The organism is Xanthobacter autotrophicus (assembly GCF_029991245.1).
Lineage (GTDB): Bacteria > Pseudomonadota > Alphaproteobacteria > Rhizobiales > Xanthobacteraceae > Xanthobacter > Xanthobacter autotrophicus_C.
The window spans coordinates 1-21,880 of record NZ_JAIVFO010000039.1; the positions used below are offsets into that span (position 1 = coordinate 1).

Annotated in this window: 21 protein-coding genes and 1 pseudogene; 12 read left to right on the plus strand and 10 right to left on the minus strand. The window is 67.6% G+C overall.

Features of this window, described 5'->3' with window-relative positions; genetic code table 11:
- The coding region (locus K9U41_RS08960) for an alpha/beta hydrolase fold domain-containing protein (protein ID WP_282640500.1) at window positions 1-497 on the minus strand (497 nt) is incomplete at its 3' end.
- Between the two features lie 200 nt (window positions 498-697).
- Here K9U41_RS08960 and K9U41_RS08965 point away from each other — a divergent pair.
- Window positions 698-1,621 (plus strand): LysR family transcriptional regulator, encoded by a 924-nt coding sequence (locus K9U41_RS08965; RefSeq protein ID WP_282640501.1) that lies wholly within the window; start codon window positions 698-700, stop codon window positions 1,619-1,621.
- 34 nt (window positions 1,622-1,655) lie between these two features.
- Here the strand turns inward: K9U41_RS08965 and K9U41_RS08970 are convergent, their stop codons facing one another.
- The gene (locus tag K9U41_RS08970; protein ID WP_282640502.1) at window positions 1,656-2,345 is read right to left on the minus strand and encodes a sulfite oxidase-like oxidoreductase; all 690 of its coding nucleotides are present in this window, start codon (window positions 2,343-2,345) and stop codon (window positions 1,656-1,658) included.
- A 140-nt stretch (window positions 2,346-2,485) separates the two neighbouring features.
- Between K9U41_RS08970 and murB the strand changes: the two genes are divergently transcribed.
- The 8 genes from murB (at window position 2,486) to recN (ending at window position 13,165) form a co-directional block, all read left to right on the plus strand.
- Window positions 2,486-3,439 carry a UDP-N-acetylmuramate dehydrogenase gene (gene murB, locus K9U41_RS08975; RefSeq protein ID WP_432715762.1) on the plus strand — a complete coding sequence of 318 codons (954 nt, stop codon included), beginning with the start codon at window positions 2,486-2,488 and terminating at the stop codon, window positions 3,437-3,439.
- A 110-nt stretch (window positions 3,440-3,549) separates the two neighbouring features.
- Window positions 3,550-4,470 (plus strand): D-alanine--D-alanine ligase, encoded by a 921-nt coding sequence (locus K9U41_RS08980; RefSeq protein ID WP_282640503.1) that lies wholly within the window; start codon window positions 3,550-3,552, stop codon window positions 4,468-4,470.
- 104 nt (window positions 4,471-4,574) lie between these two features.
- Complete coding sequence (locus K9U41_RS08985; protein ID WP_282640504.1) at window positions 4,575-5,426, plus strand: cell division protein FtsQ/DivIB; 852 nt, start codon at window positions 4,575-4,577, stop codon at window positions 5,424-5,426.
- Complete coding sequence (gene ftsA / locus K9U41_RS08990) at window positions 5,423-6,748, plus strand: cell division protein FtsA (RefSeq protein ID WP_282640505.1); 1,326 nt, start codon at window positions 5,423-5,425, stop codon at window positions 6,746-6,748. Before K9U41_RS08985 ends, ftsA begins: the two co-directional genes overlap by 4 nt.
- Before the next feature lie 88 nt (window positions 6,749-6,836).
- Entirely contained in the window at window positions 6,837-8,621 is a 1,785-nt protein-coding gene (gene ftsZ, locus K9U41_RS08995; RefSeq protein ID WP_282640506.1) for a cell division protein FtsZ, read from the plus strand.
- Between the two features lie 510 nt (window positions 8,622-9,131).
- On the plus strand, window positions 9,132-10,067 hold the full coding sequence (gene lpxC / locus K9U41_RS09000; protein ID WP_282640507.1) for a UDP-3-O-acyl-N-acetylglucosamine deacetylase: 936 nt from the start codon (window positions 9,132-9,134) through the stop codon (window positions 10,065-10,067).
- Between the two features lie 539 nt (window positions 10,068-10,606).
- A complete protein-coding gene (locus tag K9U41_RS09005; protein ID WP_282640529.1) occupies window positions 10,607-11,461 on the plus strand; it encodes an outer membrane protein assembly factor BamD in 855 nt (284 codons plus the stop codon).
- 6 nt (window positions 11,462-11,467) lie between these two features.
- A complete protein-coding gene (gene recN / locus K9U41_RS09010) occupies window positions 11,468-13,165 on the plus strand; it encodes a DNA repair protein RecN (RefSeq protein ID WP_282640508.1) in 1,698 nt (565 codons plus the stop codon).
- A 54-nt stretch (window positions 13,166-13,219) separates the two neighbouring features.
- Here the strand turns inward: recN and arfB are convergent, their stop codons facing one another.
- Both arfB and K9U41_RS09020 read right to left on the minus strand, forming a co-directional pair.
- The gene (gene arfB, locus K9U41_RS09015; protein ID WP_282640509.1) at window positions 13,220-13,642 is read right to left on the minus strand and encodes an alternative ribosome rescue aminoacyl-tRNA hydrolase ArfB; all 423 of its coding nucleotides are present in this window, start codon (window positions 13,640-13,642) and stop codon (window positions 13,220-13,222) included.
- A 242-nt stretch (window positions 13,643-13,884) separates the two neighbouring features.
- The gene (locus K9U41_RS09020; RefSeq protein WP_282640510.1) at window positions 13,885-15,045 is read right to left on the minus strand and encodes a GNAT family N-acetyltransferase; all 1,161 of its coding nucleotides are present in this window, start codon (window positions 15,043-15,045) and stop codon (window positions 13,885-13,887) included.
- 467 nt (window positions 15,046-15,512) lie between these two features.
- Between K9U41_RS09020 and K9U41_RS09025 the strand changes: the two genes are divergently transcribed.
- Window positions 15,513-16,127 (plus strand): hypothetical protein, encoded by a 615-nt coding sequence (locus K9U41_RS09025; protein ID WP_282640511.1) that lies wholly within the window; start codon window positions 15,513-15,515, stop codon window positions 16,125-16,127.
- Between the two features lie 56 nt (window positions 16,128-16,183).
- Here K9U41_RS09025 and K9U41_RS09030 read toward each other — a convergent pair.
- Window positions 16,184-16,906: pseudogene (locus K9U41_RS09030) on the minus strand (ATP-binding protein); the annotation flags it as partial.
- A gap of 343 nt (window positions 16,907-17,249) precedes the next feature.
- Between K9U41_RS09030 and K9U41_RS09035 the strand changes: the two are divergent.
- Complete coding sequence (locus tag K9U41_RS09035) at window positions 17,250-17,546, plus strand: hypothetical protein (RefSeq protein ID WP_282640512.1); 297 nt, start codon at window positions 17,250-17,252, stop codon at window positions 17,544-17,546.
- A 161-nt stretch (window positions 17,547-17,707) separates the two neighbouring features.
- Window positions 17,708-18,190: a hypothetical protein gene (locus K9U41_RS09040; RefSeq protein ID WP_282640513.1), complete on the plus strand. Its 483-nt coding sequence runs from the start codon at window positions 17,708-17,710 to the stop codon at window positions 18,188-18,190.
- A gap of 69 nt (window positions 18,191-18,259) precedes the next feature.
- Here K9U41_RS09040 and K9U41_RS09045 read toward each other — a convergent pair whose 3' ends face one another.
- The 5 genes from K9U41_RS09045 to K9U41_RS09065 all read right to left on the minus strand — a co-directional run bounded on the left by K9U41_RS09045 (window position 18,260) and on the right by K9U41_RS09065 (window position 21,529).
- Window positions 18,260-18,679: a hypothetical protein gene (locus tag K9U41_RS09045; protein WP_282640514.1), complete on the minus strand. Its 420-nt coding sequence runs from the start codon at window positions 18,677-18,679 to the stop codon at window positions 18,260-18,262.
- 540 nt (window positions 18,680-19,219) lie between these two features.
- Window positions 19,220-19,705 (minus strand): hypothetical protein, encoded by a 486-nt coding sequence (locus tag K9U41_RS09050; protein ID WP_282640515.1) that lies wholly within the window; start codon window positions 19,703-19,705, stop codon window positions 19,220-19,222.
- 188 nt (window positions 19,706-19,893) lie between these two features.
- The gene (locus K9U41_RS09055) at window positions 19,894-20,772 is read right to left on the minus strand and encodes a hypothetical protein (protein ID WP_282640516.1); all 879 of its coding nucleotides are present in this window, start codon (window positions 20,770-20,772) and stop codon (window positions 19,894-19,896) included.
- Window positions 20,773-20,774: 2 nt separating this feature from the next.
- Window positions 20,775-21,152: a hypothetical protein gene (locus K9U41_RS09060; RefSeq protein WP_282640517.1), complete on the minus strand. Its 378-nt coding sequence runs from the start codon at window positions 21,150-21,152 to the stop codon at window positions 20,775-20,777.
- 20 nt (window positions 21,153-21,172) lie between these two features.
- Complete coding sequence (locus tag K9U41_RS09065) at window positions 21,173-21,529, minus strand: hypothetical protein (RefSeq protein WP_282640518.1); 357 nt, start codon at window positions 21,527-21,529, stop codon at window positions 21,173-21,175.
- Between the last annotated feature and the right edge of the window lie 351 nt (window positions 21,530-21,880).

The window sequence follows — 21,880 nt, forward strand, 5'->3', positions numbered from 1 at the left end:
GCGTAGGGGTGGGCGGCCTTCTCGGGGGAGCCCAGATATTTCTGCCAGCCGTCCGCCCACTTGCAGCCGCACGTGCCGGCCTCGGCCGCGCGCAGCGAGGCGGTGGCGAGGCTCGGATCGAGCATGGGGGAGATGAGGATCTGCCCGGCGAGGGGGGGCGCTTGCTGGTCACGGGCCATCATGGCGAGGCCGGCGGCCAGGTTGCCACCCGATTCCTCCCCGGCCACGTAAAGCGGGGCATTGCGGCCGGCGAACTCGGCCCGGCGGCTGTAGAGGGTGGCCAGCGCGCCGAAGGCGGCGGTCAGGGCGAAGGGGAAGGGATGCGCGCAGGCCAGCGGATAGTCCACCGATACCACCACGGCGCCGGCATCCGCGAGCAGGGCGGCAATATAGGCGCCGCCCTCCAGCGTGCCGCCGGTGAAAGCACCGCCGTGCAGGTGTAAAATAAGCGGAGCCGCGCCCTTGGCGGGACGGGCACCATACAGGCGGGCCGGCATGGGGCCGGCTTCCGTCTGAAGGTGGGTCTCTCGCCAGTCGGGGGCCATCGCGAACCGTCCTCAATGCCGGCGGCAGAGGCCGCCTTGTGCAGTGCGAGAACGATATTGATCTATATATCGTCGATAAAGCTGCGAAACATGGTATCATTGTTCATAAATGTGAATAATGATACGGCATCCTAAGCGCGAGAGGTCGGGACATGGACCAGCTTGCTGCGATGCGGGCGTTCGTGCGGGTGGTGGAGACCGGGAATTTCACCCGCGCCGCCGACCTCATGGACATGCCCAAGGCGACGCTGACCAAGCATGTGCAATCGCTGGAGCAGCATTTGCGCACGCGCCTGTTCAACCGCACCACGCGGCGCGTCACCGTGACCCCGGACGGGGCGGCCTATTACGAGCGGGCGCTGCTGATCCTCAACGACCTCGACGAACTCGATGGGACCCTCTCCACGGCCCAGGCCCTGCCGCAGGGGCGGCTGCGCATCGACCTGTCACCTTCCCTTGCCACCCGCCTGCTGATCCCGGCGCTGCCGGATTTCCTCGCCCGCTTCCCCGATATCGCGCTCGACGTGGGCTGCACCGACCGGCCGGTGGATCTGCTGGGGGAGAATGTGGATTGCGTGATCCGCGTGGGCGAGATCCACGACCCCAATCTGGTGGCCCGCCGCATCGGCGAACTGAGCTTCGAGGCGGTGGCGGCCCCCGCCTACATCGCCCGTTATGGTACGCCCTCACATCCGCAGGATTTCGAGGCCGGCGGCCACGCGGTGGTCCGCTATTTCAGCGCGCTGACGGGGCGCTACCACCCGTTCGAGTTCGTCCGCGGCTCCGAGGTGGTGGAGGTGACGGGCCACTACCGCATGGCCTGCAACGACGGCAACGCCTATATCGCCGCCGGCCTTGCCGGGCTCGGCGTGATCCAGGCGCCGGTGTTCCAGGTGGACGAGCACCTTGCATCCGGCGCGCTGGTGCGCGTGCTCACCGACTGGACCGCGGGCGCCATGCCCATCCATGTGGTCTACCCGCCGAGCCGCCACCTCTCCAACCGTTTGCGTGTGTTCGTGGATTGGGTGGCGGAGCTGTTCGCCCGCTCCGATCTTGCCCGCCGGGCGGCGGCCTGATCCGCGTCGGGCCGAAGGTGGAGCGGCGCGGCGCTCAATCGCCCGAATAGCGCTCCTCGGCCCAGGGGTCACCGCGCATGTGGTAGCCCCGCGCCTCCCAGAAGCCGGCGGTATCGCGGGCGATGAACTCGATGCCCTTCAGCCACTTGGCGCTCTTCCAGAAATACAGGTGCGGCACCACCAGCCGCACCGGCCCGCCATGCTCGCGGGTGAGCGGCGCCCCCTCCCAGGAATGGGCGATCACCGCATCCTCGGCGGCGAAATCCTCCAGCAGCAGGTTGGTGGTGTAGCCGTCGTAGGAATGCAGCATCACCGCCGCCGCGTGGGGCGCGGGCCTCACCCGCTCCAGCAACTCGCGGGTGGAGACGCCCTCGAAGGCGTTGTCGTAGCGCGACCAGGTGGTGACGCAGTGGATGTCGCTGACAGTGCGGGTCTGCGGCAGGGCGCGGAAGCCGTCCCAGTCCAGCGACAGGGCGGTCTCCACCGCGCCGGTCACGTCGAGGCGGAAGGCCTCCCGTGTCACCACCGGCGTCACGCCGAGGTCGAGCACCGGCCAGTCCTTCACCAGGTGCTGGCCGGCGGGCAGGCGCTCGGTCTCCGGGCGGGTGACGCGGCCGGTCAGGAAGCGCCCTTCCTGCGCCCAGCGCTGCTTGGTGGTGGTGAGCTTGGTGTCGGGCGGCGGCGACGGATCTGCGCCGATGTCATTTCGGAGGTCTTCGCTCATGGGGGCAGCTCCAGGCGAAAGGGGGGAGGGCGAATGGTCCGCCATGATGCCACGGCATGGCGGCCCGGCAAAAGCCGGCGATGCTTGCCCTCGCGACCCTGTTGTGGGAGAGCGACCCACAGGATGGACGGACGGGCAGGATGAGCGTGGCAGAGACACTCCCGGCAGGACAGGGCTTCGAGGATCTGGTTCCCGGCCTCATGACGCGTCTTCCGGGCCTGCGCGGCTCCCTGAAGGCCAACGCGCCGCTCGCCGAATTCACCTGGTTCCGGGCCGGGGGGCCGGCCCAGCTGCTGTTCGTGCCGGCGGACGAGGACGATCTCGCGAGCTTCCTCGCCGGCCTGCCGGTTAAGGTGCCGGTCACCGTCATCGGCCTCGGCTCCAACCTCATCGTGCGCGACGGCGGCGTGCCGGGGGTGGTGATCCGCCTTGCCCGCGGCTTCACGGATATCGCGATGGAGGGCAACCGCATCATCGCCGGCGCCGGCGTTCCGGACGTGAAGGTGGCGCGGGCGGCGGCCGATGCGGGCCTTGCCGGCTTCTCCTTCCTGCGCGGCATTCCCGGCGCCGTGGGCGGTGCCCTGCGCATGAACGGCGGCGCCTATGGCGGCGAGACCAAGGACGTGCTGGTGCGTGCGGACGCCATCACCCGCGCCGGCGAGAAGGTGAGCTTCACCAACGCGGAAATGGGCTTCACCTACCGCCATTGCGCCGTGCCGGCGGACGTGGTCTTCACCCGCGCCGTGTTCGAGGGCCGCCCCGGCGATCCGGCGGTGATCGCCGCCGAGATGGCGAAGATCACCGAAAGCCGGGAAGCGACCCAGCCCATCAAGAGCCGCACCGGTGGGTCCACCTTCAAGAACCCGCCGGGCACCAGTGCCTGGAAGCTGGTGGACGCCGCCGGCTGCCGCGGTCTCACCATCGGCCGGGCGCAGGTATCCGAGCTGCACACCAACTTCCTCATCAATCTGGGCGGCGCCACCGCTGCCGAGATCGAGGGGCTGGGCGAGGAAGTGCGGCGCCGGGTGAAGGCCCATTCCGGCATCGAGCTGGAATGGGAAATCAAGCGCATCGGCCTGCCGGCCGCATCCTGAGCGGGCCATTAGCAAAGGCGCAAGGCAACCGCGCCATTTTGGGGCGCCGGCCCCACGGCAGCTCAAGGCGCGTTCATCCGGGCGCCGGCGATCAGATCGGGAACAAGGTCATGGCGAAACACGTGGCGGTGCTCATGGGCGGCTGGTCCTCCGAGCGCGAAGTCTCCCTGCGCTCCGGCGCCGCCTGCGCCGCCGCGCTGGAGGCGGCGGGCTACCACGTCACCCGCGTGGACGTGGGCCGCGACGTGGCCGAGGTGCTGACCAATCTTGCGCCCGACGTGGCGTTCAACGTGCTGCACGGCCAGCCGGGCGAGGACGGCACCATCCAGGGCATCCTGGAAATCCTGCGCATCCCCTATTCCCATTCCGGCGTGCTGGCCTCGGCCCTCGCCATGGACAAGGCGCAGGCGCGAATCATGCTGGCCGCCGCCGGCGTCCCGGTGGCGAAGGGCGGCCTCGTCTCCCGCGCCGAGGCGGCGAAGGCGCACATCATGCCCACCCCCTACGTGCTGAAACCCAATGCGGGGGGGTCCAGCGTCGGCGTGTTCATCGTGCGCGAGGACCAGGCCCATCCGCCGCAGGAATTGACCCGGGAGGACTGGTCGCACGGAGAAAATCTCCTGGCCGAAGAATTTATTCCCGGCCTTGAACTGACCTGCGCGGTGATGGGCGACAAGGTGCTGGACGTGATCGAGATCGAGTCCACACAGAAGTTTTACGATTACGAAAGCAAATATGCACCGGGCGGCTCGCAGCACATTCTTCCGGCCCGGATTTTACCCGAAATTTACCAACGGGTGCAGATGTTAAGCCTCACGGCGCACCGAGCTCTCGGATGCCGGGGGGTGTCGCGGAGCGACTTTCGATTCGACCCTTCGAGACAGGATGGCTCCGGCCTGATCTGCCTCGAGGTGAACACCCAGCCCGGGATGACGCAGACGTCTCTGGTGCCGGAACTGGCCGCCCACGCGGGCATCTCATTCGGTGAGCTTGTGACATGGATGGTGGAGGACGCTTCGCTGGAGCGCTAAGACCCCGCCCCGAGGCGGGGAGACGACCGCCGCAGCGTCCCGCTCCCGTGCCGCCTCCGGGCCGGCACAAGCGTCTCGCCATCGATCCACGCCCCACGAGCCGCATGGCGCTTCTGTTGCGCCGCCTGACGGTGCGTCTCGCCGGCTCGCGGCTGGGCCGGCGCAGCGCCAGCCTCCTGACCATCGCCGTGGTGGGCGGCTTCACCGCCTACGGCGTCATGCTCGGCGGCCATGCGGAGACGGCCAAGGGCATTGTGGTCGATGTGGCGGATGCGGCCGGCAACGTGGCCGGCTTCAAGGTCAAGGAAGTCAACATTTCCGGCCATAACCACGTGACCCCGGCGGAAATCCTGGAGACGGCGGGCATCAAGTCCTCCACCTCCATCCTGTTCCTCAATGCCGACGAGATGCGCGCCCGCCTTGAGGCGCTGCCGTGGATCGCGTCGGCCAGCGTGCGCAAGTTCTATCCCGACCGCATCGACATCGCGGTGGCCGAGCGGCAGGCGTTCGCCCTGTGGCAGGTCAACGGCGAGCTGAAGGTCATCGCCCGCGACGGCATCCCCATCGCGCCCTATTCGGACGATCCGCGCTACGTGCAACTGCCCATCGTGGTGGGCGAGGGCGCGCAGAAGAAGGTGGGCGAGGTGGTGGATGCGCTGGCCCGGGTCCCGGCCCTGCGCGACCAGGTGCGCGCCGCCATCCGCGTCGCCGAGCGTCGGTGGACGCTGAAGATCCGCAACGGCATCGACGTGCGACTGCCGGAAGAGGGCCTGGAGGAGGCACTGGTCGCGCTCATGGATCTCGACCGCGAGAAAAAATTGCTCAGCCGCGACATTTCCATCGTGGACCTGCGCCTGCCGGACCGCGTCGTGGTCCGGCTTTCGGATGCCGCTGCCGACGCCCGTGCGCAGATGCTCAAGGCGCGGGCCAAGGCTAAAAAGGGAGGCCCAGCATGAGGCACAGGCTCGCCCAGGGCTTCGCGCCGAAGATGCGCCCGATGCCGCCGAAGAAGAGCGGCATCGTCGGCGTGCTCGACATCGGAACCAGCAAGGTGGTGTGCGCCATCGCACGGCTGAAGCCGCGCGGTGCATCGGATGTGCTCACCCGGCGCACCCACGCCATCGACGTGCTCGGCATCGGCCACACCCGCGCCCATGGCATCAAGGGCGGCGCCATCGTGGACATGGCCAAGGCGGAACTCGCCATCCGCCAGGCCGTGGACATGGCCGAGCGCGCCTCGGGGGTGCAGATCGCCTCCGTGGTGGTGGGCGTCTCCGGCGGGCGGCTTGCCTCCCAGCATTATGAAGCCGCCGTGCGCCTCACCGCCCCGGCGGTGGAGGAGTTCGACATCCGCCGCGTGCTGGAGGCCGCCTCCACCTACGGCGTGGGCGACGGGCAGGCGGTGATGCACGCCCTGCCGGTGGGCTATTCGCTGGACGGGCGGCGCGGCATCGGCGAGCCGTGCGGCATGCTGGGGCGCCAGCTCGGCGCCGATATGCACGTCATCACCGCCGACCTCACGGCGCTGAAGAACCTCGTGCTGTGCGTGGAGCGCTGCCATCTCTCCATCGAGGCCATGGTGGCGGCGCCCTATGCGGCGGCGCTGTCCTCGCTGACTGACGACGAGATGGAGTTGGGCGTCACCCTCATCGACATGGGGGCCGGCACCACCACCTTCGCCATCGTCGCCGGCGGCCACTGCCTCTACGTGGACGGCGTGGCCCTGGGCGGCCAGCACATCACCAACGATGTCGCCCGTGGCCTGCCGGCGCGCCTTGCCGACGCCGAGCGCATGAAGGCCCTGCACGGCGCCGTGGTGGCGGTCTCCTCCGACGACCACGACATGCTCACCGTGCCGCCCCTGTCGGGTGATTCGCGCGACCAGCCGCACATGGTGCCGAAATCGCGCCTCGTCACCATCGTCCGCCCCCGGGCGGAAGAAATTGTCGAACTGGTGCGTGATCGCCTGAAGGCCTCCGGACACGCGGGCGATGCCGGCCGGCGCATCGTGCTCACCGGCGGCGCGGCGCAGCTCCAGGGCCTGCCGGACCTCGTGGCGCGGCTCATCGGGCCGCAGGTGCGCATCGGCCGCCCGCTTGGCGTTTCCAGGCTTCCGGAAGCGGCGCGCGGGGCGGCATTCGCGGTGACAGCAGGCCTTCTTGTTTACCCTCAGGTGGCAGGATTGGAACACTTCGAACCCCGCCGGAGGCAGGCGGTGGTGGGCGAAAGCCCGAATTATTTCGGCCGCGTGGGACGCTGGCTGAAGGACAGCTTTTAGACATGGTTAACGAAGCCTGGGCTAACAAAGTGGTCAGACAGGATTCGTGAGAGGCGGACAGGCCGATCGGGTTCGACGGAGCAAAAGCATGACGATCAATCTTCAGATGCCCGACATTCGTGAGCTTCGTCCCCGAATCACGGTGTTCGGTGTGGGCGGTGCTGGTGGCAACGCGGTGAACAACATGATCACCGCGGGCCTCCACGGGGTAGAGTTCGTGGTGGCGAACACCGACGCCCAGGCGCTCTCGCTCACCAAGGCCGAGCGTGTGGTGCAGATGGGCGTGGCGGTGACCGAGGGTCTCGGCGCCGGCTCGCAGCCGGAAGTGGGCCGCGCCGCGGCCGAGGAAGTCATCGACGAGATCCGGGACCACCTGTCCGGCTCGCACATGGTGTTCATCACCGCCGGCATGGGCGGTGGCACCGGCACCGGGGCCGCTCCCGTGGTGGCGCGGGCCGCCCGTGAGCTCGGCATCCTCACCGTGGGGGTGGTGACCAAGCCCTTCCACTTCGAGGGCGCCCGGCGCATGCGCGTCGCCGAGCACGGCATCAGCGAGCTGCAGAAGAGCGTCGACACCCTCATCGTCATCCCCAACCAGAACCTGTTCCGGGTGGCGAACGAGAAGACCACCTTCGCCGACGCCTTCGCCATGGCCGACCAGGTGCTCTATTCGGGCGTCGCCTGCATCACCGACCTGATGGTGAAGGAAGGCCTCATCAACCTCGACTTCGCCGACGTGCGCGCCGTGATGCGCGACATGGGCAAGGCCATGATGGGCACCGGCGAGGCCTCCGGCGACAAGCGCGCCATCCAGGCCGCCGAGGCCGCCATCGCCAATCCGCTGCTGGACGAGACCTCCATGCGCGGGGCCGGCGGCCTGCTCATCTCCATCACCGGCGGCAAGGACATGACGCTGTTCGAGGTGGACGAGGCGGCGACCCGCATCCGCGAGGAAGTGGACCCCGACGCCAACATCATCCTCGGCGCCACCTTCGACGAGGTGCTGGACGGCATCATCCGCGTCTCCGTGGTGGCCACCGGCATCGACCCGGCGGTCATCCCCGACCAGATCAGCCCCGGCGCCGAGCGCTTCCCCGATCTCGCCGGCCGCAAGATCTCCAACGCCGGCCGCGCCGCCGTCGAGGCGAGCCGCGAGGCGCAGATCCGCACCGCCGTCGCTTCCATCTCGGCCGAGGATCTCATCGGCATGGAGGATGCCCAGGCCCAGGCCGGGCAGGCCCATGCGGCTTATGCCCCGCAGGCCTATGCGCCCGCCGCGCCGGCGCCCCAGCAGGCGGTCGCCATCGACGACGTGACCATCCGCGCCGCGGCGCCCAAGCCCGCCTACTTCGCCGAGCCGGAGCCGGCCGCTCCGCCGGCCCCCATGGTGGAGGACGAGTTCGCGCCCTACATCCCGCCGCAGGGCCAGCGCCCGCGCAGCCAGCGCATGCCGCGCGTGGACGAGCTGCCGCTGCCCGGCCAGAACCAGATCCGCGCCCAGCGTGGCGAGCCGCCGGTGGAGCAGGCGCAGCCCGACAAGAAGCGCATGACCCTCCTGCAGCGCCTTGCCCATGTGGGTCGCCGCGAGGAGGAGCCGGAGCCCCAGCGCCGCGACCAGCCGAGCATGCGCGCCCCCGAGCGCCGTCCCGTCGAGCCGCGGCAGGAGACCCGCCAAGAGACCCGCCAGGAGACTCGCCCCGAGACCCGTGACGTGCGTCCGACCCTGCCGGGCCGTGCCGGCGAGCCGCCGGTGTCGGAATTCGCCAAGCGTCCGCCGGCCCGTCCGGCCGCCGAAGTGCCGTCCCGTCCGGGCCCGCACCACGAGGACGACCAGCTGGAGATCCCCGCCTTCCTGCGTCGCCAGGCCAATTGAGGCGCCGGCGCGGAGCCTGATCAAGGGCGCTCCCGGATGCCTTCGCGTCTCCGGGATCGCGGGTGAAGCGACCGGCCGGGAGGTGTCCCCCCGTCCTCCGTCCGGCTGCAACCAGAGGCTTTGTTTTCCAACCGGCATCGGTCGCAAGACCGGTGCCGGTTTCGTATGGGCCGGGGCCGGGAGCGGGCGTGATGCGCGCAGGCCGAACCCGCGAGGGTCTCGCGCCGCCTGTAACAGACGCGGCGGGGCGCTCCGCGGCGGCTGCTCTAACAATTTGATAGTTAATGGAAAATTGAAGCGGAAGCTTGGTAACAGTTGGTAGGCAAGCGTGATTTGGCGTGGCCTGTTCCGGCGACTAGGGTGCACCCATTCCAAAGGTTCCACACGGCTCGCGTTGACAGTTTGTTGGTACAACCGAGGCGAAAGTGGGAACGCAAGGTGAAGGTTTGAGGGACGGGTTGCGGCAGCCTTGAGGCACCGGACCCCATCTCCGATACGGGACGCATCGACATGCAGACGACACTGGCTCGCGAGATCACGCTCCAAGGTGCGGGTGTCCATGCGGCTGTCGATGCCACCCTCACCCTGAAGCCTGCTCTCGCGAACACCGGTATCGTCTTCATCCGCTCTTTTGCCGATCAGGCACCGCGCAAGGCCGTCGTGAGCCGCACTTCGGTTCAGGCCACCGACCTTGCCACCGTCCTCGGTGATCGGTCCGGCGCCCTTGTCTCCACCGTCGAGCATCTTCTCGCGGCCTTCCACGGCCTGGCGATCGACAATGCGGTGGTGGAGATCGACGGTCCGGAAGTTCCGATCCTCGACGGCAGCGCCGCCCAGTTCGTGGCCGCCATCGATGCCGCCGGTGTCACCGAGGTGCGCGGCCGCCGCAAATATCTCAAGGTTCTGAAGCCGGTTCGCGTGGAAAACGGCGCCTCCTTCGGCGAACTCCTGCCCTATGATGCGGGCTTCCGCCTTGAGGTGGAGATCGAGTTCGCCCACGACGCCATCGGTCGCCAGCGCTTCGCCGCCACCATGTCCCCCGCCGTGTTCCGCCGCGAACTGGCCGGCGCCCGCACCTTCGGCTTCCTGAAGGACGTGGAGCGCCTGCGCGCCGCCGGCTATGCCCGCGGGGCGGCGCTGGAAAACACCGTGTGCCTCGACGAGGCCGGCGTGATGAACGAGGGCGGCCTGCGCTTCACCGACGAATTCGTGCGGCACAAGGCCCTCGACGCGGTGGGCGACCTTGCGCTCTCCGGCCTGCCCCTGCTGGCCCGCTACCGCTCCTTCCGCGGCGGCCACAAGCTGAACTACCAGGTGGTGGACGCCCTTTTCTCCGACCGTTCCGCCTATGCGGTGGTGGAGGCCCCGGCCCGTCCCGTGCGCGATACGGTGGGCGCCGACATGGGGGTCTCGGCTCCGGTGCCGGTGTTCGCGCCGGAAGTCTGATCGGCTCTTTGCTCGCGTTTCGACGGCGCCCTCCCGGGCGCCGTTTGCGTTTGGGGTGGCCTTCGCGGCCGGATCGCGCGGACGCTTGCGGTTTTTTAACCTGGATTCCCGTTCATTGGGGCTGGATCTGCACCAGTGGAGCCCGAACCCATCGAAAAAGCGGGCTCCGGCCTGTGTCATCCGGCCGGGGCCGAACAGGTCGTGAGCCGGCGTTGCGGGGACGCCACAGTGCGGCGCTGGCTGACCACGGGCACGGCCATGCCGCCGCTCCGCCACATTGCCGACCGAAAGCCCCGATAGCGCGGAGACGGAAATTTTTTCCTCCGGCCCGGCGGGCGGGGCCGGATGGGGAAGACGCGGCGGGAACGAAGCTGTGGCAGGTGCGTGTTCCATGGCCGGCGCCTCAAGCCGGATATGGGAACAGGCTCCAACGACGGGCGAGGACCAAGGTCGGGCGGCGCCCCTGTGGCGCCATGTCCCGACCGGACATCCTCCTTTACAAGCGGCGCCCTGGGGCGCGGGACGGAAGCTGAACCGTGATGCGATTCTTTTACGAGGTCCTGAAGGTGCGCGCCGTCGTCCGCGGCGGAACGCTGGCACTGGCCCTGGTCATGGGCCTGCTTGTCACCGGCTGCGCCAGCGACAAGGACGACGTGCTGCCCCCCGACGAGCCCGCGGAAAAGATCTATAATGAGGGCCTGACCCTGCTGCGCCGGCAGGAGCCGGAGAAGGCCGCCAAGCGCTTCGAGGATGTGGACAAGACCCACCCCTATTCGGAATGGGCACGCAAGTCGCTGCTCATGACCACCTATTCCTATTTCGAGGCGGGCAAATACGACGAGGCCATCGCAACCGGGAGGCGCTACACCGCGCTTTATCCCGGATCGCAGGACGCGGCCTATGCGCAATATCTGGTTGCTTCCGCGCTCTACGAGAATATTCCGGACATCACCCGCGACCAGCGCAAGACGCGCCAGGCGCTCGACGCGCTCGATGATGTGGTGCGCAAATATCCGAACACCGAATATGCCGCCACGGCGAAGAAGAAGATCGAGGTCGCCCGCGACCAGCTTGCCGGCAAGGAAATGCTGGTCGGCCGCTACTATCTGGAGCAGCGCAACTACACGGGCGCCATCAACCGCTTCAAGGTGGTGGTGACGCAATATCAGACGACGCGCCAGGTGGAAGAGGCCCTGTACCGCCTCACCGAGGCCTATATGGCCCTCGGCGTGGTGAGCGAGGCGCAGACCGCCGCCGCCGTACTCGCCTATAACTTCCCCGACAGTTCGTGGTACAAGGACGCCTACAAGCTGGTTCAGGCCGGAGGGGTCGAACCGCAAGAGAACAAGGCGTCCTGGATCAGCCAGGCGTTCAAGAAGATGGGGCTTGGCTGATCATCCATGCTGGCAGCGCTCTCGATCCGGGACATCGTCCTTATCGAGAAGCTCGATCTCACCCTCTCGGAAGGCCTCACGGTCCTCACGGGTGAGACGGGTGCGGGCAAGTCGATCCTGCTCGATGCCGTGTCCCTCGCCCTTGGCGGGCGCGGAGATGGCGCCCTGGTGCGGCATGGCCTGCCCAAGGGGCAGGTGACGCTCACCTTCGACCTGTCCCCGGACCATCCCGCCCACGCCATCCTCGCCGCCGCCGAACTGCCGGACGAAGGCCCCCTCGTGGTCCGCCGCATCCAGATGGCGGACGGGCGCACGCGGGCGAGCGTGAACGAGGAATCGGTGAGCGTGCAGACGCTCCGGGTCATCGGCGCGAGCCTCATCGAACTGCACGGCCAGCACGACGACCGCGCTCTGGTGGACCCCGCCAGCCATCGTGCCGTGGTCGACGCCTTCGGTGGCATCGGCGCCCAGGCGGAGGCCGTCGGCGCCTTGTGGAAAGCGTGGCGCGTGGCCCTGTCCGATGCCCGCGCCGAGCGGGAGCGGCTGGAGATTGCCGCCCGCGAGGCCGATTTCACCCGCCATGCGGTGGAGGAACTGACCACCCTTGCGCCCGAGGCCGGGGAAGAGGCGACGCTGTCCGAGCGGCGCACGGGGATGATGCGCTCGGAAAAGATTGCCGCCGACCTCGACGAGGCGCTCGACGCGGTGGCGGGCGGAAGTTCCCCGATACCCTCCCTGGCCGCTGCCGTCCGTCGGCTGGAGCGCCGGGCGGGCGAAGCGCAGGATCTGGTGCGGCCCGCGGTGGAGGCCATAGACCAGGCTTTGGATGCGCTGGAGACCGCCCGCGCCCATCTTGAGGCGGCCCTGGCGGACGCCGCTTTCGAGCCGGCGGAACTGGAGCGCATCGAAGAGCGGCTGTTCGCGCTGCGCGCGGCGGCCCGTAAATACGGGGCGAGCGTGGACGATCTGCCGGCGGTCGCCGCGCGGTTTTCCGCCGAACTCGACCGCCTCGACCAGAGCGCGGCCACTCTGGCGCGACTGGAGGCGACCGTCGCCGCGGCGGAAGCGGCCTATCGCGCCGCCGCCGCCGCCCTGTCGCTGGAGCGCCACGCCGTGGCCGGCGTGCTCGACGCGGCGGTGGTGGCGGAACTTCCGCCTTTGAAGCTGGAGCGCGCCGCCTTCATCACCAAGGTCACGAGCGATCCGGCCGCGGCGGGGCCGGACGGCTACGACCAGGTGGAATTCTGGGTTCGGACCAATCCGGGCACGCGGCCCGGGCCGCTCATGAAGGTGGCGTCCGGCGGCGAGTTGTCCCGGTTCCTGCTGGCGCTGAAGGTGGTGCTGGCGGATCGCGGCTCCGCCCCCACCCTCATCTTCGACGAGATCGACACCGGCGTCGGTGGCGCGGTGGCGGATGCCATCGGCCAGCGCCTGGGGCGGCTTGCCCAGAAGGTTCAGGTGCTGTGCGTGACCCATGCGCCGCAGGTGGCGGCGCGGGCCCGGCACCACCTGCTCATCGCCAAGGCTGCCGCAGACGGCGCGCCAGGACAGGACGGCCTGGCGGAAGATGCGCCGGTGACCACGCGGGTGGCGCCGCTCAACGCCGCCACGCGGCGCGAGGAAATCGCGCGCATGCTGGCCGGCGCCACCGTGACCGCCGAGGCCCGTGCCGCCGCCGACCGCCTGCTGAAGGCTGCGCGCTAGAGCAATCCAGCAAAGCGCGAAGCGGTTTTGCGTCCGGAATTGCAACCCTCGCAATCAGTCCGCCTGTGGCTTGTCTCGGCGCAGGGATTTGACCTCGCCACGCCGCTCCTTGGCGGCGAGCCGGCGCTCCTTGGAGCCGAGGGTCGGCCGGGTGGGCCGGCGGATGGGGGCCACTATGGTCGCGCTGCGGATAAGCTCGACCAGCCTTGCGAGCGCATCTTCTCGGTTGCGTTCCTGGGTGCGGAAACGCTGCGCCTGGATGATGATCACCCCACCCTGCGTCATCCGCCTTCCCGCCAGCCGGACCAGCCGGTTCTTCACCCCCTCCGGCAGGTTGGGCGAGCCGGCGGCATCGAAGCGCAGCTGGACCGCGCTCGACACCTTGTTCACGTTCTGCCCGCCCGGCCCCGAGGCGCGCACGAAGGCGAGTTCGATCTCGTCCTCCGAGATGGCAATGCGGGGCGTGATTTCGATCATGACAAACCCTTCGGCGTCGGCTGCGCGCGCGAGGGGGCGGCCCCCGGCCCGCGCCGTCTGGCGACTTGCGGACCGTAAGAAGGGGCGCCGTCACTCTTGGAGCCGGATCCGATCAGATGCCGCTTTAGACCAAACGCCACCGCCGACCAACGGCCTCGATCATTTGGCCGGCGATGGGCAAGCGGCTCAGGCGCGGTGGTGATCCGGCAAATGGCCGCGGCGCTGGCGCCGGACTTGTGTCTTCAGATGGCGTGGCGATTGGCGGTGGGACCGAAATGCTCCACGTAGCGGGGGCTGATCACCGAGACCGGCAGGATGATGAGCACGTCGGTGGTGCCGAACTGGTGGTCCACCACCGCGCCGTCACCGACAAAGCCGCCGAGACGCAAATAGCCCTTGATGAGCGGTGGCAGCGCTTGAAGCGCGGCTTTCGGGTTGATCTCGGCCTTCGGCATGCGATCCATGCTCACATGGCGGCCGTCCACGGCCCGCGCGCGCCATTCGTCGGGCGCCAGCGCATTGTGATGGAGGAAGGAAAGCGGCAGGGCGAGCGCCGCCGGGTCGGTGCCCTCAAGGCTCGCGCAGCCGAACATGGCGTCGATCTTGTTGCGCAGGATGTAGGTCCACACGCCGTGCCAGAGCAGTTCCACGGTGCGCTTGTTGCGGTAGGGCTTCAACACGCACGAGCGGCCGAGTTCCAGGAACCGGAGGTTCGCGTGGGCGGCGATGATGCCGTTCACGTCGAACTCGCCCTGGGTGTAGAAGCCGCCGTGGCGCTGGGCGACTTCCTGCCGCAGCAGGCGGTAGGTGCCGACCACCTTGGGCTTGCGCCGGCCGAGCACCATCTTGCCCGCGTCGTGGTCGAGCACGAGCAGGTGCTCGCAGATGGCGTCGAAGCTGTCCATGTCGCGGCGGGCGAGGCGGGCGGCGCCATCGGGCACCGCCGACATCTCCTCGTAGAACACCTTGTAGCGCAGGCGCTGGGCGCGGCGCACGTCGCGCGCGGTGCGGGCGAGCCGCACTTCCAGCGCGCCGAGGCGCCCGAGGACAAGCCCTTCCGGATCCGGCGGCAGCGCATCCTTGTAGCGGATGCCCGAATAGGCGCGAAAATCCGTCACCAGCTTCTGCGGCACGGGCATGGCGGGCTTGCCGGGCACCGCCCGTCCAATGGTCTTTTCGAACGGGGCGTGGAACGCGCTCTCGCGGCTCATGGGCCGGATGGCGCCGAGGCCGGAACTGGCCGGCCCGAAGCCAGACCGCGCGTCATCTCGCGCCACGTCCCAGGAGAGGTCCCTGGAGAGATCGCGGGCAAAATCGCGTGCCAGATCTCGGGCAACGTCGATGCCGCGCCCGAACAGGGCGGGCAGGCTGAAACTTGGATCGGTCTGTCCTGTGCGTTTCATTGCAACGACCCCCTCCCCGGGCCGCCGCCTGCGGCGCGCGCGCCATCCCTGAACATCCGCGTCCGCCCCCGGACCACCGGCCCGGAAGGGCATGTGCCGTGACACGGGGCGACTCCTCCACCCCTTCCCGGAACCGTTCTTCTCGATTGCCGGGATATGAACGTCACCAACACCATAGTTTTCCGACGCCCATGTGACAATGGAGCAGCACCTCCCGTCTCGGGATTCAAGCGGCGACGGCGCTACGCAAAAGATGCCGTCGCCGGGGATTCGGGCCGTGCTCTTTCCTGAATTTCGGGGGCGATTCGCCGGGCAAATGGGTTCAATGGCCCGGATCGCGCTCCAAGACGGCCCGACAGCGGTTGCGAACCGGAAAACCGGCGGCCCCCGCCTTGTGGGGCGGCATGCGCGGTGCTAGCGCCAGAGGGAGGCGCAGGCTCACAGGAGCCCGTGATTCCAAGGGGGGCATGATGTTTGCTGTTCGTAGAAACGTCGCGGCTGCGGCGCTGGCCGCAGGACTGACGCAGATCGCGCCAGGCGCAGCTATCGCGCAGCCCCGGCCGGCCCCGGCCGAGGTCGAAACGGTGGTCGTCGAGGGCGCCGGCCAGGTCACGGTTCTCACCTATCAGGTGCGGTTCGTCTCCGCCGACCCGGTGACGCGGCGCGTGGTGCTGGAAGATCCCTCCGGTCGCCGCTGGGCGGTGCTCGCGCCGCCGCTGCTGGGCGACCTCACCTTCTTTCGCAATGGCGAGAAGCTGATCATCCGCGTGGCGCCCGGCGTGGTCACCGCCCTCGGCAAGGCGCGGCAGGGCAAGCCCGGCGAGGTGATGAAAGAGCTGGTGCTGGACGCAGGCCTGCCCGGCTGGCCCGAAGGCTTCGGCGTGCGCGAGGTGACGCTCACGGCCATCTTCGTGGATCTGAACAAGGGGGCTGGAACGGTCACCTTCGAAGGGCCGGATGGTGGCGTGCGCACTGTGCGCGCAGCCAATGACAAGGTGCTTGCCGACCTGCAGCAGGTCCAGCCCGGTGACCTCGCGCAGATCACCTATCTGGAAGGCCTCGCCATCAACGCCGTCCGCTGACCCGGCACGAGCCCTGAAGCGGCGGCGCAAGACGTCGCCTGGCTTGCGGGTGGGGGTCATGCGGCTGCCCGCGGACGTTCAGCGGCGGCGCGATAGGCGAGCGCCTCCGCGAGGTGTCGGCGGCCGATGCCGTCGGCGCCTTCGAGATCGGCGAGGGTGCGGGCCACTTTCAGAACCCGGTGATAGCCGCGGGCGCTGAGGCGCATGGCGTCCGCGGCGTCCCGCAGGAGGGCTGCACCGCCCGCGTCCGGCCTCGCCACCTGATCCAGCAGGGGGCCTGAGGCTTCCGCATTGGTGCGCACGTCCCGCCGCCCGAAGGCGGCGTAACGTTCCATCTGGATGTCCCGCGCCATGGCGACCCGCGCCGCCACTTCCCGCGAGCCCTCCGCGGGGGCGGGCAGCACGAGGTCCGATGCGGATACTGACGGCACTTCCAGATGAATGTCGATGCGGTCGAGGAAGGGGCCGGACAGCCGGGCCTGATACTCGTCCGCGCAGCGCGCGCCGCGCTTGCAGGTGAAGCCCGGCTCGCCGGCGCGCCCGCACCGGCACGGATTCATGGCCGCGATCAGCTGGAAGCGGGAGGGATAGGTGACGCGATGGTTGGCGCGCGCGATCAGCACCTCTCCCGTTTCCAGGGGCTGACGCAGGGAATCGAGGACCTGCGGAGAGAATTCCGGCAACTCGTCCAGGAACAGCACGCCATTGTGCGCGAGGGAGACTTCGCCCGGCTTCGCCTTCGCGCCGCCGCCCACCATGGCGGCCATGCTGGCGGAATGGCAGAATGACTAATCTAGTGTTCTTAAAAAGAAATATATTTCAATAACTTATTCCGCATTAATGGCAGCGTCTGTGGCGCCGTACAAGCGCTATACAAGCGCGGGCTGGGCTCGCCAACGGGGCGGCTAGGCGGCGGCTCGTAGGGTCGCCATTCAATCAGTCAAGCACGCAAATAATCTGTTAATTATTGTGCCGCACCCAGTCTACTTCGACCGAACCCTTTCTGCTCCTACTCGCCTGCATCAACGAAGCTGAGTTCTGTGCCGTGTGCGAAGTGCTGGCAGCGGGGCTCCCGATGATGGTAGCTCAAGCGATGCCGTTCCGGTCGAACAGGAGGCAACGATGAGACTTCCCTACGGAGCCGTCGCCATTGTGCTGGCAACGATACCTGCGTTTGCCGCACCGAGCGAGGACAAGGTTTGGCGGTATGGCGCGATGGTGGCCTATGTGCAGCGTTGTACCCCAACAACCGGAGGTATTGATCGGGTCATCGCGGTGCTCAATCTCGCCCGGCAGGACGGCTTCACGCGGGACGACGAAGGCCCGATCCATGAGAAGGCGAAGGAGATCCGGAATGGCCTCTTGAAGAACGCCTATCCGGGTTCGGAAGTCTGCAAGGCGTTCGGGACTTACCGCTAGCGAGGTCGCCCGGCGTGCATTCGCCCCTGACCACTTCGCCGGGTCCCACTGGCCCCCGTCGCGTCGCTGTGGCGGGGGCTTTTTCGTTTGACATCACCCGACTTACAATCACAGGTTGTATTCGCGACGCACGTCAAACGCCGCAGACAGGGATGATGACCATGACCACGAAGACCGACACTGCCGACCTCAGCTCCAAGGAAAAGGCTCGCGCCAAGGCGAAGGCACCCGCGAAGGCCGGGGTCAAGCCGGCCGCCAGCGAGACGCCCGCGCAGGCGGCGCCGAAGGCCGCAGCGAAGGCCGTCGCCAAGGGCGCCACGGCCCCCATCGCCAAGCCCAAGGCCGACGCCAGCCGCGAGGCGCAACTTAAGGCGGCCACCGGCCTCGTCCGCCGGGAACAGAACGGGGTGAAGGAGCCGGCGGCGGGCGGGCTTTGCGCCGCCGCGTGGCAGGCGTGCGATAAGGCCATGGCCGACCTCGGGCGGACGCCCACCGTCAAGGAGGTGCTGGCAGGCAAGCACATTGCCGGCCTCAACGAGACGAATGTGCGGGTCGAGTATTACCCGTGGAGGAAATTCCACGGCCATCGGCCGGTTGTCATCGAGGCTGCGGTGGCGCCGAACGAGGCCGCGCCGGAAGCCTGACTTTCCATCTGTGCCAGCGATACCAAGGCGCCTCTCGGCGCCTTTTTTTTTGTGTTGGAGCCTTAATATTTATGCAGGACTGTCGGGAAGATATATTCCTTCCTTGAAGCAGTCCTTTCTCACCCAATCAAGACCAATATCAGTGTCATGTATGGCGGACACGATAAATTCGGAAGTTTGATTTCTCATGTGCCCGGTGAATGGTTGCATTCCAGTATATCCGCCAAATGAATTCCTGGCATTTACCCATCCGCAAACAACAATTTTTCCGCCCACCTCACCAGCAACAATATTTCCAAATTTAGCGGAGTCCGGATATTTTAGCACGTTCTTTATGCCGCTGTGTATCGATTTTGATATTTCCGGTGTAAGCGGAACCAGCTTGCCGTTTTTTGGCTCAGAATGCCGGTAAACGGCGCCCGCATCTGGCGCAACACAACCTGATAGGACAAACGAAAGCAGCAATGAAGCCTGAAATACACGGGCCACGCTAACCTCTCCAAGATTGTGACAGGCCAATTTGGCGCCGGCTCCTCAAAGCATAAAAACTGGAGATGAGAATTTCCAGCGCGAAGGTGGGGTCAGAAACTCCCGATTAGCGATTAGGGGTAGGGGGGGGCCGTGGCGGACGACATGGCCCGGCGGGAAGGCCGCAGGGCTCGCCAGCGGCGGCGCCAGACTCGCGCTTGGGTTGTGTCGGCTAGGGTGGTCGCTGTCCGACCAAAACGGCCGTCCACGGCGCTTATTCCGGCCAGCAGGTAAGCCTAGCTGCCGTAACTGGCACAGGGGAGGGGGAATGGTGGGCGCCGCAGCGGTGAGCCCGTCCAACCGGGCAGCAAGTCCGAGCCGTCGTGCGGCGCCCATGGGCAGAAGGCTGGCCAAGTGAGGCCGAAATGTGGCTGATTCTGGCGGCCATGTACGGCGTATGACGGGCGCCACTCGGTAAGTACTTACCGGTAATTGCTGATGCCGCCGCCGGGAAAGTGCATGTAAGCACCATGGCGACGGCGGCACCAGATGACGGCGGGCTCAGGGCTGGCGCCACGCGTTGCGCAAGTCCTCCGCGTACCGCTCGCGGGCCTTCTTCACCTCGGAGGGTTCCCCCTCGCCGTGCCGGGCGATGGTGGCCCCGGTGTTCACCGACGTGTCCGCAGGCTCGGCGTCGCCGGCCTTCCATGCGTCGGCGAGCTGGGCTTCAGTGGCGATGCGGAACCCTTCCGCACGGTCCCGCTCCGGGCCGCGCCCCGTAGCGAGCACGCGGCCGTAAGCATCGGTAAAGGTGGTGGGCGCGGTGGCGTCCTGTGTGGCCGCCGAGCCGCCGCCCGTGGCGCCCGCACCGTCTTGCGGCACACCATCGAAGAACATGAGCACTTCGCCATCACGGGCGGTGCCAGAGAGCGGAACGCGGGAGCCGTCCGCAAGCCGCTCGTAGCGCCGTCCATCGGGACCGCGAAACACGTGCTTGACGTTCGTGATCTGCATTCCGTTGCGCTTGGCGAAATCGTGGAAGTCCATCGGTTGTCCTTTCCGTTGCTGCACTATCAGCGGGGGTGCTGGTGGGGACGGTTCCGGCATTGGCATTGCTGCCACGGTCCATGAGGGCCGGCGACTCGCCGTCTGCCTTTCGTGCGTCGTCGTCCGCACGCCCACCAGCACCATGCTCAACCTCGGCGACAGGGGCACCGGGGGAGCAATTTGAATCATCACGCGGCCCGGCGCTTGGCGCCGGCCTCGACCCTGAGGCCGAGGACAGCGAGCGAGTCCGCGTCGGCACGACGAGTGCCACCGTCACGCTGGATCAGGGCTTCTTCCAGCACCTCGGCCTCGAACAGGTTGGCGTGGAGGGTTTCCAGCGCCGCTGTCTTCTCGGCCGCCGGGACGGCGCCGGCCTCGTGCAGGAGGCCGTCCTCAACCAGCCGCTTGAGCACGCCCTCCGCGTCGTACCAGCACAGCACCGAAAGCGCGGCCGTGCCGGAGTTCGTGAAGGCTGAAACCTTCAACCCGCCACTCCGATCCATGCGCGGCCGTCCGGCCTTCGCCTTCTCGGCAATGGCGCCTCGCAGCGCGTCCATCTGCTCTTGGACGGTCGGCGCGCTATGCTCCAGCTTGGCGATGTCACGCTTCAGGCCAGCAACGGTCTCGCGGACGGTGACGAGCGTGGCGCCCTTCTTCGGCTCCCGGGCCTCAACGGCGACGAGCACGGTTCCGGCCGGAAGGGTATCGAGGGCCTGCCGGATGCGAGCCAGCGGGCCGCCGGCTTCCCGCTGCGCCGACTGAAAGCGCCGCAGCGTTTCCTCGCGGTGCTCAAGCTCCTGTTCGAGCCGGGCGAGTTCCGACACGTTGACGGGATGGGGCGATGCGCTGTCCCGGCTCCCTTCTGCCACCGCCCGGCGCAGTTCGATGACGGGGCGCAGCACCTCGTCGCGCCGCTTCCGCGCCGCCCGCGCCGCTGCCTCGGAAGCAAAGCTCTCGTCCTCGAACGCGCGCAGCTTCGCCGCAGCGGCGGGCGGCAGGGCGATGGTGGACTTCTCGCGGGTGTAGCTGGGCCACGCCACGGTTTCGTGATGTTCAAAGCTGGGCATGGTCAGTCCTCGCCGGTTTCGCCGTCTTCAACGGGATTGGGGTGCGTGTGCGCCTCGTGCATGGTGCCGTAGAGGCGGCCGAACACACGGGAGCGTTCCCGCGTAATGGGGTGGCGGGGGCCGCAAATCGCCTCGGCCACTTCCGCCTCGATCTGCGCGGCAGCGGTGCGCTCGGCCAGTTCCATGACGATGGGGCTATGCCGGCCGGGCAGTTCCTCCAGGTATGCGGCGCGGAGCATCGAGAGGCGGCGCTCGGTGTCATTCGACGGCTGGCGGCTCTCAAGGAACAAGTTGCCGAGCCGGCCGCGCTTCAGCCTGAGAAAACGCGTGTAGTCCGGCGGCCTCACCTCGGGCACATCGGCCGAATTGCTCGTGTACATATGAGTTCCCTTCTTCGTCGTCAGGCAGGGGAGAAGGTGGGCGCCGGCCAGCCGGTCAGTGTCGGGGGCGGACCAAATTGCGGCAGAGGCGGGGGTGGCGGCTCCACTCCCAACCCATAGACCCGGCGAGATCCGCCGACCGCGTAGAATGCCTTGAGCGCCAGCGCGTGAACCTCGCTCCACAAGTCCAGAGCACGGTTGCCTTCGTCCATGCTGGCGAAGTCGATTTCACGCTGGTGGAGCGCCATGACCTCTTGCTCGAAGGCGTTCAAGGCGCCATGGAGGCGGAAGTCCCCGCTACGCTCGGAGGCGTATAGGAACTTTCCGCGAAGCATCACAAGTCGTTTGATAAGGTTTTGTCCACTGATCGTTTTCATAACGGCACCACACAGAAAGTAGAATGCTCTATCTGAATCCCCTGTATTCGCTTCGCCCGGCGTCTATGTGCTAGGCTTACGGTTGACCGTACGTTATTGACTGCAATTTTTCAAGTTAAATTGCAGACATCAACTTTACGTCATGAAAGTTGTGTCGGTCAATACATGGCAGGGGTCAAAGCTGAGGCGAGCGCATGACCATTTCACTTTTCGATGCAGAGCGGTTTCATTGCCGCTGGCCGATTGAATGCACTGGCACAGTGGGGGACGGTGGCTCAGCCGCTAGTGAGGGCGCCCTGCTCGTTTGCGGTGAGGAGGTGCGCCCCGGCTCTAGCTATTGCCCGCACCACC

Excerpts from the sequence above, each read along its gene's own strand:
- K9U41_RS09050 (WP_282640515.1), bottom strand. The coding sequence starts at position 19,705 with ATGGACTTCCACGATTTCGCCAAGCGCAACGGAATGCAGATCACGAAC.
- K9U41_RS09055 (WP_282640516.1), bottom strand. The coding sequence starts at position 20,772 with ATGCCCAGCTTTGAACATCACGAAACCGTGGCGTGGCCCAGCTACACC.
- K9U41_RS09005 (WP_282640529.1), top strand. The coding sequence starts at position 10,607 with ATGCGATTCTTTTACGAGGTCCTGAAGGTGCGCGCCGTCGTCCGCGGC.
- ftsA (WP_282640505.1), top strand. The coding sequence starts at position 5,423 with ATGAGGCACAGGCTCGCCCAGGGCTTCGCGCCGAAGATGCGCCCGATG.
- K9U41_RS09020 (WP_282640510.1), bottom strand. The coding sequence starts at position 15,045 with ATGAAACGCACAGGACAGACCGATCCAAGTTTCAGCCTGCCCGCCCTG.
- murB (WP_432715762.1), top strand. The coding sequence starts at position 2,486 with ATGAGCGTGGCAGAGACACTCCCGGCAGGACAGGGCTTCGAGGATCTG.
- lpxC (WP_282640507.1), top strand. The coding sequence starts at position 9,132 with ATGCAGACGACACTGGCTCGCGAGATCACGCTCCAAGGTGCGGGTGTC.
- K9U41_RS08985 (WP_282640504.1), top strand. The coding sequence starts at position 4,575 with ATGGCGCTTCTGTTGCGCCGCCTGACGGTGCGTCTCGCCGGCTCGCGG.
- K9U41_RS09065 (WP_282640518.1), bottom strand. The coding sequence starts at position 21,529 with ATGAAAACGATCAGTGGACAAAACCTTATCAAACGACTTGTGATGCTT.
- K9U41_RS08970 (WP_282640502.1), bottom strand. The coding sequence starts at position 2,345 with ATGAGCGAAGACCTCCGAAATGACATCGGCGCAGATCCGTCGCCGCCG.
- K9U41_RS09035 (WP_282640512.1), top strand. The coding sequence starts at position 17,250 with ATGAGACTTCCCTACGGAGCCGTCGCCATTGTGCTGGCAACGATACCT.
- K9U41_RS08980 (WP_282640503.1), top strand. The coding sequence starts at position 3,550 with ATGGCGAAACACGTGGCGGTGCTCATGGGCGGCTGGTCCTCCGAGCGC.
- K9U41_RS09025 (WP_282640511.1), top strand. The coding sequence starts at position 15,513 with ATGATGTTTGCTGTTCGTAGAAACGTCGCGGCTGCGGCGCTGGCCGCA.
- K9U41_RS08965 (WP_282640501.1), top strand. The coding sequence starts at position 698 with ATGGACCAGCTTGCTGCGATGCGGGCGTTCGTGCGGGTGGTGGAGACC.
- arfB (WP_282640509.1), bottom strand. The coding sequence starts at position 13,642 with ATGATCGAAATCACGCCCCGCATTGCCATCTCGGAGGACGAGATCGAA.
- recN (WP_282640508.1), top strand. The coding sequence starts at position 11,468 with ATGCTGGCAGCGCTCTCGATCCGGGACATCGTCCTTATCGAGAAGCTC.
- K9U41_RS09040 (WP_282640513.1), top strand. The coding sequence starts at position 17,708 with ATGACCACGAAGACCGACACTGCCGACCTCAGCTCCAAGGAAAAGGCT.
- ftsZ (WP_282640506.1), top strand. The coding sequence starts at position 6,837 with ATGACGATCAATCTTCAGATGCCCGACATTCGTGAGCTTCGTCCCCGA.
- K9U41_RS09060 (WP_282640517.1), bottom strand. The coding sequence starts at position 21,152 with ATGTACACGAGCAATTCGGCCGATGTGCCCGAGGTGAGGCCGCCGGAC.